The organism is Nocardia sp. FBN12, assembly GCF_054031145.1.
The window spans coordinates 2,242,598-2,257,407 of sequence record NZ_CM132926.1 but is presented as its reverse complement, the minus strand read 5'-3'; the positions used below and the strand labels follow the sequence as shown (position 1 = coordinate 2,257,407).

General features: G+C 66.7%; 14 protein-coding genes. 3 read left to right on the top strand and 11 right to left on the bottom strand.

The features are described from left to right. Positions 1-11: 11 nt before the first annotated feature. The 9 genes from ACWZHB_RS10995 to ACWZHB_RS10955 form a co-directional block, all read right to left on the bottom strand. Positions 12-962, bottom strand: coding sequence for a coiled-coil domain-containing protein (locus ACWZHB_RS10995; RefSeq protein ID WP_427907830.1), 951 nt, complete (start codon positions 960-962; stop codon positions 12-14). Positions 963-1,708: 746 nt separating this feature from the next. Then, positions 1,709-2,662 (bottom strand): recombinase, encoded by a 954-nt coding sequence (locus tag ACWZHB_RS10990; RefSeq protein WP_427907829.1) that lies wholly within the window; start codon positions 2,660-2,662, stop codon positions 1,709-1,711. Then, positions 2,659-3,936, bottom strand: a complete 1,278-nt coding sequence (locus tag ACWZHB_RS10985; protein WP_427907828.1) for a site-specific integrase — start codon at positions 3,934-3,936, stop codon at positions 2,659-2,661. Before ACWZHB_RS10985 ends, ACWZHB_RS10990 begins: the two co-directional genes overlap by 4 nt. A 139-nt stretch (positions 3,937-4,075) precedes the next feature. Next, the gene (locus tag ACWZHB_RS10980) at positions 4,076-5,140 is read right to left on the bottom strand and encodes a zinc-dependent alcohol dehydrogenase (RefSeq protein ID WP_427907827.1); all 1,065 of its coding nucleotides are present in this window, start codon (positions 5,138-5,140) and stop codon (positions 4,076-4,078) included. An 88-nt stretch (positions 5,141-5,228) separates the two neighbouring features. Further along, complete coding sequence (locus ACWZHB_RS10975; RefSeq protein WP_378629248.1) at positions 5,229-6,461, bottom strand: MFS transporter; 1,233 nt, start codon at positions 6,459-6,461, stop codon at positions 5,229-5,231. Between the two features lie 196 nt (positions 6,462-6,657). Continuing rightward, positions 6,658-7,542 carry an intradiol ring-cleavage dioxygenase gene (locus ACWZHB_RS10970; RefSeq protein ID WP_427907826.1) on the bottom strand — a complete coding sequence of 295 codons (885 nt, stop codon included), beginning with the start codon at positions 7,540-7,542 and terminating at the stop codon, positions 6,658-6,660. Next, complete coding sequence (locus ACWZHB_RS10965) at positions 7,539-8,615, bottom strand: maleylacetate reductase (RefSeq protein WP_427907825.1); 1,077 nt, start codon at positions 8,613-8,615, stop codon at positions 7,539-7,541. The genes ACWZHB_RS10970 and ACWZHB_RS10965 overlap by 4 nt, the downstream gene beginning before the upstream one ends. Beyond that, a complete protein-coding gene (locus ACWZHB_RS10960; RefSeq protein ID WP_427907824.1) occupies positions 8,615-9,016 on the bottom strand; it encodes a nuclear transport factor 2 family protein in 402 nt (133 codons plus the stop codon). Before ACWZHB_RS10960 ends, ACWZHB_RS10965 begins: the two co-directional genes overlap by 1 nt. Continuing rightward, positions 9,013-9,903 (bottom strand): NAD(P)-dependent oxidoreductase, encoded by an 891-nt coding sequence (locus tag ACWZHB_RS10955; RefSeq protein WP_427907823.1) that lies wholly within the window; start codon positions 9,901-9,903, stop codon positions 9,013-9,015. The genes ACWZHB_RS10960 and ACWZHB_RS10955 overlap by 4 nt, the downstream gene beginning before the upstream one ends. 404 nt (positions 9,904-10,307) lie before the next feature. Between ACWZHB_RS10955 and ACWZHB_RS10950 the strand changes: the two genes are divergently transcribed. Continuing rightward, a complete protein-coding gene (locus ACWZHB_RS10950) occupies positions 10,308-11,054 on the top strand; it encodes a cupin domain-containing protein (protein ID WP_427907822.1) in 747 nt (248 codons plus the stop codon). Between the two features lie 22 nt (positions 11,055-11,076). On the opposite strand, the gene ACWZHB_RS10945 is transcribed toward ACWZHB_RS10950, so the two are convergent. After that, complete coding sequence (locus ACWZHB_RS10945; protein WP_427907821.1) at positions 11,077-12,285, bottom strand: acetyl-CoA C-acetyltransferase; 1,209 nt, start codon at positions 12,283-12,285, stop codon at positions 11,077-11,079. Positions 12,286-12,303: 18 nt separating this feature from the next. Then, positions 12,304-13,083: an IclR family transcriptional regulator domain-containing protein gene (locus ACWZHB_RS10940; protein ID WP_378710897.1), complete on the bottom strand. Its 780-nt coding sequence runs from the start codon at positions 13,081-13,083 to the stop codon at positions 12,304-12,306. 254 nt (positions 13,084-13,337) lie between these two features. On the opposite strand from ACWZHB_RS10940, the gene ACWZHB_RS10935 reads away from it, so the two are divergent. Together ACWZHB_RS10935 and ACWZHB_RS10930 are read left to right on the top strand one after the other, a co-directional pair. Further along, a complete protein-coding gene (locus ACWZHB_RS10935; RefSeq protein WP_427909133.1) occupies positions 13,338-14,084 on the top strand; it encodes a CoA transferase subunit A in 747 nt (248 codons plus the stop codon). Next, positions 14,081-14,734, top strand: coding sequence for a CoA transferase subunit B (locus tag ACWZHB_RS10930; RefSeq protein ID WP_427907820.1), 654 nt, complete (start codon positions 14,081-14,083; stop codon positions 14,732-14,734). The genes ACWZHB_RS10935 and ACWZHB_RS10930 overlap by 4 nt, the downstream gene beginning before the upstream one ends. The last annotated feature ends 76 nt before the right edge of the window (positions 14,735-14,810 follow it).

Below are 14,810 nucleotides of genomic sequence, written 5' to 3'. Positions count from 1 at the left end.
CGGCGAGACCCTTATGGCCGCGGCACCGGCGTGCGGGCGGCGGCGAGGAGTTCGTCGAGTTGCGCTTCGGCGCGTTCGGCGCGGGCCAGGGTTTGTTTGCGGGCGTCGTCGAGTGCGGCCCATCGTTCGGCGGCTTCGGCGCGAACCTGCTCCAGGGCGGCCGCCGATTCGTCCCGGCGTTGCTGTGTTTCGGTGCTGACGGTTCGGCGTAGGTCGGCCAACTCGGTTCGGGTGCGGTCGAGCTCGCCGCGTGCGGTGTCGAGTTCGGTGCGGGCGCGTCGCCATTCCTCGCGCGCTTCGGCGGCGGCTTCTACGCGTTCGGCGGTGGCTTGCTCGGCGCGTTCGGTGGCACGGTCGGCGTCGGCGGCCCGCTGGATCGCCAGGTCGCGTTCGGCGTTCGCGGCGGCGATCCTGGCCTCGGCATCACGGCGCTGATGGGCGATCTCGGTGTCGGCGCGCTGTTCGGCGCGGGCGACGGTGTCGGCGGCTTCTTGTTTCGCTGTGTCGATGTCGTCGGCCGCTTGTCGTTGCGCCGCACGGACTTGCGCCTCGGCCTCGCTGCGTGCCGCGAACACGTCCTCGGCGGCCTGGCGGGTCAGCACGTCCACCGAAGCCACCACTTCGTCCCTGGCCGCTAGTGCCTCACCCACGGCCTGCTCGGCCTGTTCCGCGGCGGTGACCGCCTCTTCGGCCACCGATTCCGCCAGCGCCCGTGCTTCTTCGGCTTCGCGCCGTGCCTGTTCTGCTGCCACTGTCGCCATTTCCGCCTCGGCGATTCGTCGAGCCGCGTCCGCTTGCGCGGCCTGGACCTGCGCCTCGGCCACCGACGGGTCCCCGATCGTCTGCAGTTCGGCCACCGCCGCGTTCAACGTGGTCCCCAACTGCTCGGCCAGCCCACGGAACTGCCCGAGCAGTTCATCGGCCCGCAACCGCGCCACCGTCACCGGCCCCTGAGTCGTCACAGTGACAGTTGCCGCGGCACTGTCGGACTCCTGTTGTTGCCGTTGCCTTTCCCGCCATGCCCGCCACCGGGTGTGGTCCGGGTGATCGCAGTACTCGGAGGGACGACCCGGTCCACCGGCGCGAGTAATGGACCGGGCACAGCCTGGATAGTTGCAGACATTCGACACGAGAGAATCGTAGCGTTGGTTTCGTCATTCACACACGTATTAGACGAAACGAAACGCGTGTCGCCCCTGGGGAAGTTGAATCCGACCATCCGTGTCCTGACCACCGATAAGTGAACATTATCGGCGGTCAGGACACGGGCCGGTTTCAAATGACCTTGAATAATTTACGTTTACGTTTGTGAGACCCGTCATCAAAAGGTCAGTGCCGCGACCAGGCGATACGTCGGTCGTGTCAGTAGAAGGCGTCACTGGATGTCAGTAGTTGAAAGCCAGCTGGAGGTAGTTGGCGTCCACTTGTATTGCGGAAGTGACGCTTCCGGCGTCCGGCGCAACGCCGTCTTCAGCAAGGCCTGGTATGGATGCCACAGGCACCGCTCCCCCGCCTAGTCCATGTCCAGCGCCACAAGGAGGAGGCAGCTGAGGGCTTTTGCTGTCATCCCATGACGTGCGTCATGTCATGTCAGTGCGGATGACCTGGCGCTACGTCACTCGATGTCAGTGATTGCGTCACTGGAATGTCAGTCGATTTGGACGGGTGTAGTCGACTTCCATCGGGAACAACGGATCGCCGCTTCGTCTCAGGTCCAGTGGAGTCGGTTCAGGATCTCGTCATACCGGCGCGACACCTCGTCATACACGTTGTCGAGGTCGAGGTCGTCAAACAGAGTGACTGCGTTCTTGCGTGCCTGCACACCGCGGTCGTGGACGTCTGGAAGCGGCGAGTCAGGGACCAACGAAAGCTCGGAACGGCCGGGACGCGCATCGCCGCGGTCTGGTATTCGGGACCGGTGCGACCGAACTTGCCCCGAGAGGTGGTTTCGGACGATACTGCGGACCGAGGTAGCGGCCATGTGCGTCATCGGCAGCGGCGGTCGGCCGTCCCGGTCGATGGACACCAGCAACGGCACCGCGAGCTGCGTGGAGTCGAGCGTGCTGGGCTGGCGAGCTCCGGTGGTGAGCCAATCCCGAGCCGCTGCCATGGTGGCGGGCGCCTGAACCAGCAGCGGAACAGCGGCGGTCCATCGGTGCAGCACCGCCACCGGACACGAGTCCTCGTTGTCGGTCGCGTGCAGGACCGCCAGCGGTACGGAGCCGATGATCACCTGATCAGGGTGAGATTCGAGATCGCTGAGACGGAGTTCGGCGATGGTCTTGTACGGCAGACCCGCGGCGGCGAGAACGAGCATGGCCGCGTCGCGGCGCCCGAACAGCCCCTCGGGCCAGCCCCATTCCGGCAGCGGCAGCACTTCCTGCACCCGAGCCCTCAGCGTAGCGGTTCGGTCGTAGCGGGCTGCGGTGAGCGCATCACGCAGTGCAGCGGCACGTCCTGGCGGAGGGTACCCGAAGGTGGTGTGTGCGTGGTTGATCGCGGCGAGGCGTCCACGCTGGGTGCTGTCCGCGGCGGGGTGGCTGATCAGGTAGTCCAGGATCACCAGCGGGCCAGCCGGTAGGAACGTCTCACCGCGAGAGCGTGCCCAGTCGGTGAACCGGGCCCAATCGTAGCGATACCGTGCCGCGATCTGCCAGGTCATAGCAGCGGCAGCAGGGTGACGGCGTTGTCGGCCAGAGGCGCATCCTCGCGTTGGTAGCGGCGGACCATCGCTTCGGATTTATGGCGGGTTTGGCGCATGATCTGTCGTTCGGTCGCACCGGCTCGGATCGAATCCGTCACGAATCCCGCGCGCAGGCTGTGTCCGCTGAAGGTCTTGATCTCGGCGGTGGTGTAGCCGAGGGCGCGTAGGTGTCGGCGCAGGATGTCGCCGAGAGACTCAGCACCCAGCGCTCGTCCTGTCGAGAGATTGCCGTGCCGGTCGATGCTGCAAAACGCGGGCATTTGCTGCGGCAACTCGGTGAGTTCGCCGCGACAGATGTGGTGGTCGAATGGATCAGCGGGATTGTCTCGGTCCAGGTGTAGTTTGACGGCGCCGCGACCGCCGCTGCTCTGGGCTGTCAGAACGGCACGCCACCGTACCCACGCACATGGCGGGCACACCGCCGGGTCGCTCGCACGCGGTACTGGGACGGTGACCGCGCTTTCTTGGTCGCCCTTGCTCTGCTCGATCACGATGTGGAGACCGTCAAGCCGGTGTTGCCGGATATCAACGGCCCGACGCTGGCACAGTTCAGAGGCCCGCAAAGCACCGGGGAACGCCAACAGGATCAGGGCCGGGTCACGAAGTGCGGCGAGGCGGCGGGCAACGGTGGTGGTATCAACGCGAGGCACGGCGACCAGATCACGAATGTCGCCGGTCAGCAAGGGAGCCGCACGGCGTGCGCGACGTCTTCGGCGCGTGGTGTCACGGCGGATCCCGGCGAGAGCTTCCGAGACCACGGATGCGCTGCAGGGAGAAGGGAGGCCGGCGGCGCGGTGCCGATAGGCGATGGCAGCAGCCCATCGTCCCAGTGTATCGGCCGAATAGGTGTGGTGGCCTTGGGAATCGAGGGCATCGGCGGCTTCGGTGAGATAGGCCGAGACAGTCAACGGGTGGGCTGGGACCGCCTGCCGGCCTGCAGAGCCGCACCATGATTCGAAGCGTCGCCAGTCCTGGCTGTAGGCGCGACGTGTGTTGGGTGCTTTTGCGGCAATGACGTTGCGGCGGACTCGGTCCAATTCCTGCTCGGACAGCACCGGTTCGACCGCGACTAGCACGTCGTGCGGTTGTTCGATCTCGTTCATCGAGCCCATGCCAGGCAGTATGCCCAGCCCCACCGACAGGTTCGCCGTCGTCAGCCTCTTATTGGCATTACCTCTCACTGCTGCTCGGTTCTCGATCTCTCGGTTGCCGCTGCCGACTGACACCGGCATCGACCCAGCCTCCGCCCGCCCGCCGACTGTTCCGGAGCGCGAGAGTGGGCTGACACATCTTTCTTTGGTGAGACTCCGGAGAAGAACAGTTATCCGGAACCAGGCCAGACGGATACGGGCGCTGACAATCCCGAACCAGTCATGCGCCAGGATCGATAAGGATCTTGCCTTCCACCTGCCCTGCGGCGAGCCGATCGAGTGACGCGCCCAGATGTGCCAGTCCTACCGGAGTCTCGGCGAATTCGGTGCCGAGCAGTGAGTCTGCCGCGAGGATATGCAGCGCGGCGGGGAGGTCGGTGTCGCAGACGTGGGCCAGCGTCGTGTCGAGGGTGATCTCACGGAAGATCATCGAATGCATGTCGAGGGCGGGCTTGTCCTTGGGAATGCCGACGGCTTGGATACGGCCGCCGTCGACGACCATCTCGAGTGCCGTCGCCAGCTGTCCGGGGGCCCCGCTTGCCTCGATCACGACGTCGGGTTTGCGGCCGTTTAGTGCATCGGCGAGATCGGCGGCGATGGACTCCGACGGAGTGAGGGTGCGATCGGTGCCCAGACGTTGCGCGCGGTCAAGGCGGCTGCCGGGAAAGTCGATGACTGTGATGTCGAACTCGCCGAGGTATCGCAGACCGGCGAGGACGAACGAGCCGATCGCACCGGCACCGATGATGACGACGTTGTCGCCCTCGCGCGCACCGGACCGGCGAGCCGCGTGGATGCCGACAGACAGCGGTTGGGCGAGTCCGGCGTGGTCCAGGGGCAACCCGGTGGGCAACGGACATAGTGTCTTCGTCGGGACCGCGACGAATTCGGCCATCCCGCCGTGGAGGTTCAGCCCGAGGGTCCGGTACTGCGTGCACTGGTTGGTTCGGCCTTCGCCACATCGTCGGCACTTACCGCACCAGACACCGGCACCACTGGCGACCAGGCTGCCCTCGGTGAGGCCGGAACCCGGGTCGGCTTCGACGATCTCGCCGACGAATTCGTGGCCGGGGATGATCGGGCCGAGGTGCCCGCTGTGAGGGTGGCGGCGTTGCACGGGAAAGGTTTTCGGTCCGGCGGTCCACTCGGAGGCGTCGGTCCCGCAGATTCCCGAGCGCAGCACCCGCAGGAGTGTTTCCCCGGTGCCCGGAGCGGGGATGTCGACTTCTTCGAGTCGGATATCGCGGGGGCCGTAGTAGACGGCAGCTTGCATCGTCGATGGCACAGCAGTGTCTTCCTCGTCGAGATGGTGGATAGGGTTCGAAGGCCGGCAGATGGTCTGGGTCGCCATGAGCGACCCAGACCATCGGTTGTCACACCTTGACGGGTTCTCCGTCACGTGGGTCGGTAACCGGTTGGGCGACAACGTCATCAGTGACAGTGCTGCCGCGGGGCAGGAGCAATGCCACCACTGCGGCGAGGCCGAAGAATCCCGCGCACACGATGAGGCCGCCCTGGAATCCGATGCTCGCCGCCAGTCCGGCCAGAGCGAACGGCGCCAGCGCCGAGACACCGCGACCGACGTTGAAGCAGAACCCGGCGCCGGTCGCGCGGGCCCTGGTCGGGAACAGTTCCCCGAGATAGGAGCCGAACAGGCCGAAGAAGGCGGTGAACGCGCCGAACAGCGGTCCCATCCACAGCAGGGCGGTCTCCTGGGTGGTGAGTGCGTAGATCGGCAGTGTCAGCGTGACGCCGAGCAAGGTGATGATGATCGTCCGGTGACGGCCGATGTGATCGGCGAGGTAGCCGAAACCGTTGTAGCCGAAGAACATTCCCAGATTCAGCATCGTGATGAACAGCGCGACCGAGGTCGACGGCAGCCCACGCTCGGTGGTGAGGTAGGTCGGCAGCCAGGTCATCGCACCCCAGTAGCCGAACAGCGCGAGCGCCGCCATGAGGGTGCCCAGTAGGGTGCGCCGGCGCAGCGAGGAGCCCAGCACATCACGCACGGAGACGACATCGTCGGCGTTGTCGGCCTTCTGAGCTGCCCAGGTGGCGGATTCGGAGAAGAAGATCGCGACGATGGCGATCGGCAGCACTACCGCGCAGCCCGACACCAGGAACATCAGTCGCCAATCCGGCAGGAACCAGCCCGAGATCGTGGCTGCCATCGCACCGCCGGCGGGGAAAGCGCTGATCACGAACGCGGCTGCGCGACCACGATGCTTTTCGGGCCACGTCTCGACCACGTAGGCCGAGACCACGCTCCAGACTGCGCCGAGCCCGATACCGGCGAGGAACCGCAGCAGCAGGAAGACCTCGTAGCTCGGGACCACGTAGATGGCGGCAGTGAAGATGCCGAAGATGCTCAGCGCGGCGAGCAGTGCCTTTTTACGCCCGAAGTTGTCGGCCACATAGCCACCGAGGACGCTGCTGACACCGATGCCGACCAGGGTGGCGGTAGCCAGCAGGCCGCCCTGGGTGATCGTGATGCCCAAGTCCTTACGGATGGACGGTAGCGCCATGGAGAGTAGGACGATTTCCAGGGCGTCGAACAGGTAGGCGAGGAAACACCCGCCGAGCACGATCCAACGTGTACGTCGCATCGTTGTACCTCCAGTGTGAGCTGCTGGGGGTCGTGCCCGGGCAGCAGTGATCTTCGAATTGCAGGGAACGGGTGTTCGCTGCACAGGTGGAACCGGCACCGAGCAATCGCCTGCCGGTGCGTAGTTCCGGCGAAAGGCATGGCGGTGCCGTTCGATCCGGACCTCGACGGGTCCGGTCGTGTGTGTGACGGGGGCGCTAGCGGCCGTCGTGGGTGGCCAGCACCAGGTCGAACGTGATGCTCGTCCAGCCGTCCTGCGGGTGCGTCCCGTCGGGAGCGGTGGTGTCGGTGTGGTGGACGGCCTCGACGACGAGGTTCTCCTTCACTCCGAACACCGCGTCGCAGTCGAGGTAGGGGTCGCCCGCGACGAAGATATGGGTGATCAGGGGCCGGAAATCCGGCGCGGTGACCATGTAGTGCAGATGCGCGGGGCGCATCGGGCCGCGGGCGGTCGCGGTCAGCAGGTCGCCGACCGGGCCGTCGTGGGGAATCGGATACGGCGCGGGCAGCACCGACCAGAATCGGTACTCGCCGTTCGCGCCCGAGCGCAGCCAGCCGCGACCGGCCGAGCGGTCGTCGGTGTACTGGACGTCGTAGAAACCGTCGGAGTCGGCTTCCCACACCTCGATCCGTGCCCCCGCGATCGGCTCGCCACCGCTAGTGCGAACCTGGCCCGAGACGTAGCAGGGCAGACCTTTCGCGCCCCGGGCGATATCGCCTCCGAGCGGAATCTCCGGTGCGGAATCGACGAAGAACGGACCGAACACCGTCGACTCGGTAGCGCCGGGCTCGGCGGGTTCGTTGATGGCCACCGTGAGCATGGACAGGCCGAGCACATCGGAGAGCAGAATGAATTCCTGACGCCGATTGTCGGTGATATGCCCTGCGCGAGTGAGGAATTCGATCGCCGACTCCCACTCGTGTTCGGTGAGCCGGACGTCGCGGGCGAAAGAGTGCAGGTGCCGCACGAGACTGTGCATCACCTCGCGAAGCCGAGGATCGGGCGTGGCGTCGAAGCTGGCCAGCACCTCCTCGGTGACGGCCTGTTCCTTGTCGACGGCGGTAGCCGGGTCGCCGGTCATGCCGTCGGCCCTACGGGGTGCGATCCTGCCCATGCACCGTGCAAGATCGCGCGAAGCCCTTCCGCGGTGACTCGGGTCGGGTTGTCGGCCGGGGCGATCGCCAGGATGTCGTCGATCACGTCGTCGATACCGGACTCGTCCATGCCGAGCTCACGCAGCCCCGCGGGGACGCCGACCGCACCACCGAGTTCACGCAGGCCGTCGACGATGTCGACTCGCCCGAGTGCGCGGCCGATCCGGTCGGTGGCCTCGCTCGCGTTGGGTGCGTTGTAGGCCAGTACGTAGGGCAGCACGATGGCGTGTGTATGGGCGTGGGGAAGGTCGAACGCTCCGCCGAGGACGTGGCAGATCTTGTGGTGCAGACCGGATCCGGCGATGGCGAACGCCGATCCGGCCAGGTAGGCGCCGAGCAGCAGTTCACCGCGGCTGGCCAGGCCGGTCGGGGTGGCCGCGATGGTGGTCAGCCCGTTGACCAAGTGACGGATGCCGTCTTCGGCGACCGCGCTGGACACCGGGCTTCGCCGTGGTGCCCAGAAGGCTTCGACACAGTGCGCTACTGCATTGAGTCCGCTGGCGACCGAGAGTTCCACCGGCAGAGTAAGGGTCAGCTCCGGGTCGTAGACGACGGTCTTGGGCAGTACCCGTCGATCGGTCCCGGTGGTCTTGCGCCCGCGCTCGGTCAGACCCCACACCGGGGTGACTTCGGAGCCGGCATAAGTCGTCGGCACAGCGAGGACCGGCAGACCGGTGGTCAGGGCGACGATCTTGGCCGTTCCCGTCGTCGAGCCGCCGCCCACCGACAGCACTACATCGGCGTCGGCATCGAGTGCGACCTTGCGGGCGAGCTCGGCGACCTCGGCGGGCACATGGGGACGGACCTCGGAGAAGGTTGCGACCACCCGATCGGCGAACGGTGCGCACAGCTGTGTCGCGGTGCTGTTCTCGGCATCGGTGGCGATGAGCAACACGCGGCGCGCGCCTAGCAGGTCGAGCTCGGTGAGCAACTTGGTGCGCGCGGCGCCGGCGCCGAAGACGACCCGGCCCGGCAGGCCGTCGTAGGTGAACTGTGTCATCAGATCGCTCCCGGGATGACCGTAGGTCCGTAGCCCAGCAGCAGCCACCGATCGCCGTCGCGCACCCAGACCGCGAGCGCGCTGTTGGCGAGTTGTTTGCGCACCCCACCAGCGGTGATGTCGGCGCGCATTTCACCGGAGACCAGCACGGTGTCGCCGACGACGACGATCCGGTGCACGGGGTGCTCGATCTGGTGGTAGATGTAGAAGCCGGTGCGCAGTTTCTCCAGGTAGCTGTCGAGGGTATCGACCACGGCGTTGGAGTGCGTGTAGAGCAACTCGGGGTGCGCGAACGCGGCGAAGCCGTCGACATCGCCTGCGACCACCGCGGCGTAGCGTGCGTCCTCGAGCGAGCGGATGGTCGTTTCGATCTCGGCCGTAGCGAGGGTGTCGCTGGTCATGAGAGGGCTCCTGTCTGTGGTGCGGTGGAAAGGGTTTCGCGCAACATCACGCCGTTACGGCGGCGCAAGACGGTGAGGACTTCGGCCATGTCGGCCTGACCCAGCCCGGTGGCCACGGCGTCGTCGAGGACGGCGAACGCGGCTTCGGATCCGGGCAGGATCAGCCGGTGGCGGTGGGCCAGCGCGAGAGCAAGGCCGAGGTCCTTGCGGATCAGCGATACCGGCGCCGCGACCGGGGTCGACTCCGGCGCGAGGTAGGCCTGCTGCTTGTAGCCGACATAGGGTGCGCCCGCCGCGCTGTTGCGCAGGATGTCGTAGAACGTATCCGGGTCGAGGGCACCGGCTTCGGCGAGCAGAAGTCCTTCCGCGACAGCCTGACTCAGCCCGGCCAGGACGGCGTTCACCGCGAGTTTGGCCGTGGACCCCGAGCCGACGGGTCCTGCGTGGAACTGGGCGGTGGTCATCGCGGCCAGGACCGGCTGCGCCCGCTCGAACTGTTCGGGCGTGGCGCCGACCATCGTGGTGATAGCTGCGGTTTCGGCCATCGACACACTGCCCGACACCGGGGCATCAATCACCGCGAGGTGCGGTAGGTCGGCGAGTTCGCGGACGACCTCCGGGCCGACGGTACCCATCACGATGTGCAAGTGGCCGGGCGCGACGGTGCGCAGACCCTCGATCACCAGGTCGCGGGTGGATTCACCATCGGGCAGCATGCTGATCGTCAACGCGGCGGCGGCCAGCGCATCGGGGAAGTCGACGGGGCCGACCCCTTCGGGCGCTTGCTCGACATGGGGGTCATAGGCGAGAACGGTATGTCCTGCCGCGGCCAGGTGGGCGGCCATCGGCCTGCCCATTCGGCCCAGGCCCGCGAATCCGATCAGCACGGCCCCTCCCCCGCTACGCAGGCTGTCGCCGCGAATCGGTGAGCGGTGGTGAGAGGCGGAGAAAAGCAGGTCGACCGAAGTCGCGCAATCGGGAAAGACACGAGTCTCCTTCGTCGTCGATGACGGGGAACGGGGCTGAAGCCACCGCGAATGTGTTCAGTATCATTAAACATATAGAGAGTGATGTCAACCACGGAACAACGGTCACCACATCTAGCGAGGCTCACCAGCGGTATTCGAATCGCCGAGAAGAGGCACCTCAGGCGCAGAAGCCCGCTCGAAAACGGCACGTCGGGACGGGCTACCACGGTTAACGATGCGCCGCAGGTAGTGTTCACTCATAATGAACCCGTAGTGTTCACTGATAGTTGATTTTGTTTCGGCGAGTAGACAGAGGTGCGCTGATGCAGGACAGGATCGGGCCGGCGTTGAAGCAGGCGCGTCTGGATCGGGGTTCGAGTCTGCGCGGGTTGGCGGCCGCGGCGGGCATCTCCGCCAGCCAGCTCTCACAGATCGAGAACAACAAGTCCCAGCCGTCGGTGAGCACCCTCTACGCCCTGGTCAACCATCTCGAGGTCTCCCTCGATGATCTTCTGGGCCTGCGGTACGGCCGCGCCGAGTCCACCGCCGAACCGGCCGGGCACTCGGGCACGAGCCGGTCCTCCGGAGTGGTTCAACGCGCCGCGGACAACCCGGTGCTGGAAATGGCCAACGGGGTCCGGTGGGAAAAGCTCGCGGTCGACCCGCACGCAGGCGTCGACGCCCTGCTGGTCACCTACGAGCCGGGCGCCGCGAGCTCGGTGGACCGAATGCCGATGCGCCACTCCGGGACCGAGTACGCCTATCTTTTCTCCGGGGAGTTGACGCTGCTGCTCGACTTCGACAGGTACATCATCGGCGCGGGCGACTCGCTGTGCTTCGACTCCACCCGGCCACATATGTACGTCAACCAGTCGAGCGAACCCGCGCGCGGCGTGTGGTTCGTCGCGGGCCGCCACGAATCCGGCCCCACCCGGGCATGGGTCGCCGCACAGCTCGGCGAGTCCGACACCGCATCACCCCTGCGCGTGACGAACGCGGTCGACGCACTGGATCTACTCGGCGCCACCGCCGTACGACCACCCGCGGTCAAACCCGGCCGCGACAGGTAGTCGCGACCGGGTCCCGGGTGGATCAGAGGCGTTCGAAAACGGCCGCCAGCCCCTGGCCGCCGCCGATACACATCGTTTCGAGGCCGTAGCGGCCTTCGCGGCGGGTCAGTTCGTGCAGCAGGGTGGCCAGGATTCTGGCGCCGGTGGCGCCGACCGGGTGACCGAGGGAGATTCCCGAGCCGTTGGGGTTGACGCGCGGGTCGTCGGGTTCGATCTTCCAGGTCCGCAGCACGGCCAGCGTCTGGGCGGCGAAGGCCTCGTTGAGTTCGATCACGTCCAGGTCGTCGAGTGTGAGATCCAGTCGCGCGAGCGCTTTCTCGGTCGCCGGTACCGGTCCGATGCCCATGGTGGACGGCGGTACGCCCGCGACCGCCCACGACGCCAGTCGAGCCATGGGGCGCAGCCCGAGTGCTTGTGCACGCTGCGGTGTCGTCACGATACAGATAGCCGCGCCGTCGTTCTGACCGCTGGAATTTCCGGCGGTCACCGTGGATTCGGGATCGATACCGAGACGGATCGGGCGCAGCTTGCCCAGCGTGTCCAGGTCGGTATCGGCTCGTGGATGCTCATCGGTGCGCACCAGCAGTGGCTCCCGCTTGCGTTGCGGCACAGCGACACTCACCAGCTCCGCTTCGAAGCGGCCATCACGTTGCGCGGCGATTGCACGCTGGTGCGACTGCACTGCGAGCGCGTCCTGGTCCGCGCGGCTGATCGCGAACTGCGCTCGCAGGTTCTCCGCAGTTTCGATCATGCCGCCGTCGACCGGAAAGTTCTTGCCACCGGCGGTGATTCGCGCACGCGCGAGGCGGTCGTGCAACACCGGCCCGTCACCACGGATGCCCCAGCGGATGTCGGTGGCGTAGAACTCGGTGCGGCTCATGGACTCCACGCCGCCCGCCAGGACGAGATCACTGCCGCCGGATTGCACCTGCATGCAGGCTTGCAACACTGCCTGCAGACCGGACCCGCAGCGCCGGTCCACCTGGATGCCGGGCACGCCGATGCCGAGGCCGGCGTCCAGCGCGGCGATGCGGCCGATCGCGGGCGCCTCGCCGTTGGGCGAGGACTGGCCGAGGATGACGTCGTCGACGGTCGTGGAGTCGAGTCCGGTGCGGGTGATCAGTTCGGTGATCACGGCCGCGGCGAGGTCTTGCGGTGCGATGTCTTTGAACACCCCGCCGAATCGTCCGACCGGGGTTCGCAGTGGTTCGCAGATAACAGCTTCGGGCATAGCTCTTCCTCGTAGGTGTCAGGTGGTGGATCGGATCCGGGTGAGGTCGTGCTCGATCGCGGCACCGGTCTCGAGCAGGGCGGGAACCAGGGAGTCGCGGACCTCGCGCAGCGTGTAACGGGCGGCCTGGGTGGAGATGTTCACCGCGGCGACGACCACGCCGTGCTGGTCGCGCACCGGCGCCGCCATCGACCGCAGACCGTGCTCGAGTTCCTGGTCGACGACGCAGTAGCCGTCCGCGCGGACCTGGGCCAGCTCCGAGCGCAGTTGTCGTTTCGTAGTGACCGTCGTGTCGGTGAGGGGCGTCAGCTCGATCGCGGCCAGATAATTCTCCAGCGCGTCGGCGTCGAGGTCGGCGAGCAGAACCCGGCCCATCGAGGTGGCGTAGGCGGGGAAACGGGTCCCGATGTTGATCGACACGGTCATGATCCGGCTGACGGGGACACGGGCCACGTAGACGATGTCGGTGCCGTCCAGGATCGACACCGAGGTCGACTCACGAACCTTCTCGGCCAGCGCCTCGAGGTGCGGGCCCGCCAGATCGGGCAGGCTCAGGCTGGACAAGAAGCTGTACCCGAGCTCGAGCACGCGCGGCGTGAGCCAGAACTGGTTTCCATCCGAGCGCACATAGCCGAGCTCGACCAGGGTGAGCAGGAAACGCCGGGCGGTGGCCCGGGTCAGGTCGGTGGCCTGGGCGACCTCGCTGAGGGTGCGCCGCGGATGTCGGCCATCGAAGGCCCGAATGACGGCGAGGCCGCGCGCGAGGGACTGCACGTAATCCGACGACGGTTCTGTCATGGCTGCGGTAACTCCTTCTCCCACTGGGCCCGATGGCGTCCACCCCGCGGCGAACGTCGGTGCACCGAGCCGGGCCCGAGGCTACGTCGCGACGGCCAGGCACGAGGCTCGGCATGCACGAAGAACGCGTGTTCATGATGTGAACACAAGTCCGTATTGCGAACACGCTACGTCCACAGCTCCAGCCTACGCAAGTGTTCGTCATACGAACGAGGGTGCGCATTGCGAACATCTCGGCTAGCATCGCTGGCGTGATGGACAAAGTCATTGCGACGGCCACCGAGGCCGTCGCCGATATTCAGGACGGCGCGTCGTTCGCGGTCGGCGGATTCGGCTTGGTCGGCGTGCCGCAGGTACTCATCGACGCCGTACTCGCCCACGGCGCCACCGATCTCGAGGTCGTGAGCAACAACTGCGGCACCGCGGGTGTCGGATTGGGCGTGCTCCTCGAGGCTCACCGGATCCGCCGCACGACCAGCTCCTACGTCGGATCGAACGCGGAGTTCGCGCGTCAGTTCCTCGCCGGCGAACTCGAAGTGGAACTGACGCCGCAGGGCACCCTGGCCGAACGGATGCGGGCGGGCGGTGCGGGCATTCCGGCGTTCTTCACCCCTGCGGGCGTCGGCACACAGGTCGCCGACGGCGGCCTGCCGCTGCGCTACGACGGCGACGGCGGGATCGCGCTGGCCAGTCCCCCGAAGGAGACGCGCGTCTTCGGCGGGGTGCCCTACGTGCTCGAACACGCGATCGTCACCGATTTCGCGCTGGTGCACGCCTGGAAGGGCGACCGCCACGGCAACCTCGTCTACCGCCGCAGCGCGCGCAACTTCAATCCCCCGGCCGCCACAGCGGGCCGAATCACCATCGCCCAGGTCGAGCATCTGGTGGAACCGGGCGAGCTGGATCCAGACGAAGTGCACACCCCCGGCATCCACGTACAGCGCGTGGTGCACGTGGGCACAGTCGAGGTCGGAATCGAGAACAGGACGGTGCGGCCATGACGTGGACACGCCAGGAGTTGGCAGTGCGGGTGGCCGCCGAACTCAGTGACGGCCAGTACGTCAACCTCGGCATCGGGATGCCGACGTTGGTACCCAACTATCTGCCCGACGACGTCACGGTCGTCCTGCATTCGGAGAACGGCGTACTCGGCGTGGGGCCCTACCCGACCGAGGACGAAGTCGATCCCGAGCTGATCAACGCGGGCAAGGAGACGATCACCGTTCTGCCCGGCGCCTCCTATTTCGACTCGTCGCAGTCCTTCGGGATGATCCGCGGCGGCTGCGTCGATGTCGCCGTGCTGGGCGCGATGCAGGTCAGCGCCCACGGCGACCTGGCGAACTGGATGATTCCGGGCAAGATGGTCAAGGGCATGGGTGGCGCGATGGACCTGGTCCACGGCGCGAAACGTGTCATCGTGATGATGGAACACCGTTCCCGCAGCGGCGAACCCAAGATCGTCGAGCAGTGCACCCTGCCACTGACCGGGTTGGGTTGCGTGCACCGGATCATCACCGAGATGGCCGTGCTCGACATCGGCCCCGACGGGCTGACACTCGTCGAAATGGCGCCGGGCGTCAGCGAATCCGACGTTCGCGCGGCCACCGGAGCAGATTTCACAGTCGCGCTCGCGACCGCTTCCGCCCGATGAGATCCGGTGTGAAGCCCGTGCCGAAGGGGGGTGCGGGCCTCACACCGACCTGGCCCGTTTGCGAAGCGTGGTCTCC

Excerpts from the sequence above, each read along its gene's own strand:
- ACWZHB_RS10990 (WP_427907829.1), bottom strand. The coding sequence starts at position 2,662 with ATGACCTGGCAGATCGCGGCACGGTATCGCTACGATTGGGCCCGGTTC.
- ACWZHB_RS10985 (WP_427907828.1), bottom strand. The coding sequence starts at position 3,936 with ATGCCGGTGTCAGTCGGCAGCGGCAACCGAGAGATCGAGAACCGAGCA.
- ACWZHB_RS10975 (WP_378629248.1), bottom strand. The coding sequence starts at position 6,461 with ATGCGACGTACACGTTGGATCGTGCTCGGCGGGTGTTTCCTCGCCTAC.
- ACWZHB_RS10970 (WP_427907826.1), bottom strand. The coding sequence starts at position 7,542 with ATGACCGGCGACCCGGCTACCGCCGTCGACAAGGAACAGGCCGTCACC.
- ACWZHB_RS10965 (WP_427907825.1), bottom strand. The coding sequence starts at position 8,615 with ATGACACAGTTCACCTACGACGGCCTGCCGGGCCGGGTCGTCTTCGGC.
- ACWZHB_RS10960 (WP_427907824.1), bottom strand. The coding sequence starts at position 9,016 with ATGACCAGCGACACCCTCGCTACGGCCGAGATCGAAACGACCATCCGC.
- ACWZHB_RS10950 (WP_427907822.1), top strand. The coding sequence starts at position 10,308 with ATGCAGGACAGGATCGGGCCGGCGTTGAAGCAGGCGCGTCTGGATCGG.
- ACWZHB_RS10945 (WP_427907821.1), bottom strand. The coding sequence starts at position 12,285 with ATGCCCGAAGCTGTTATCTGCGAACCACTGCGAACCCCGGTCGGACGA.
- ACWZHB_RS10940 (WP_378710897.1), bottom strand. The coding sequence starts at position 13,083 with ATGACAGAACCGTCGTCGGATTACGTGCAGTCCCTCGCGCGCGGCCTC.
- ACWZHB_RS10935 (WP_427909133.1), top strand. The coding sequence starts at position 13,338 with ATGGACAAAGTCATTGCGACGGCCACCGAGGCCGTCGCCGATATTCAG.
- ACWZHB_RS10930 (WP_427907820.1), top strand. The coding sequence starts at position 14,081 with ATGACGTGGACACGCCAGGAGTTGGCAGTGCGGGTGGCCGCCGAACTC.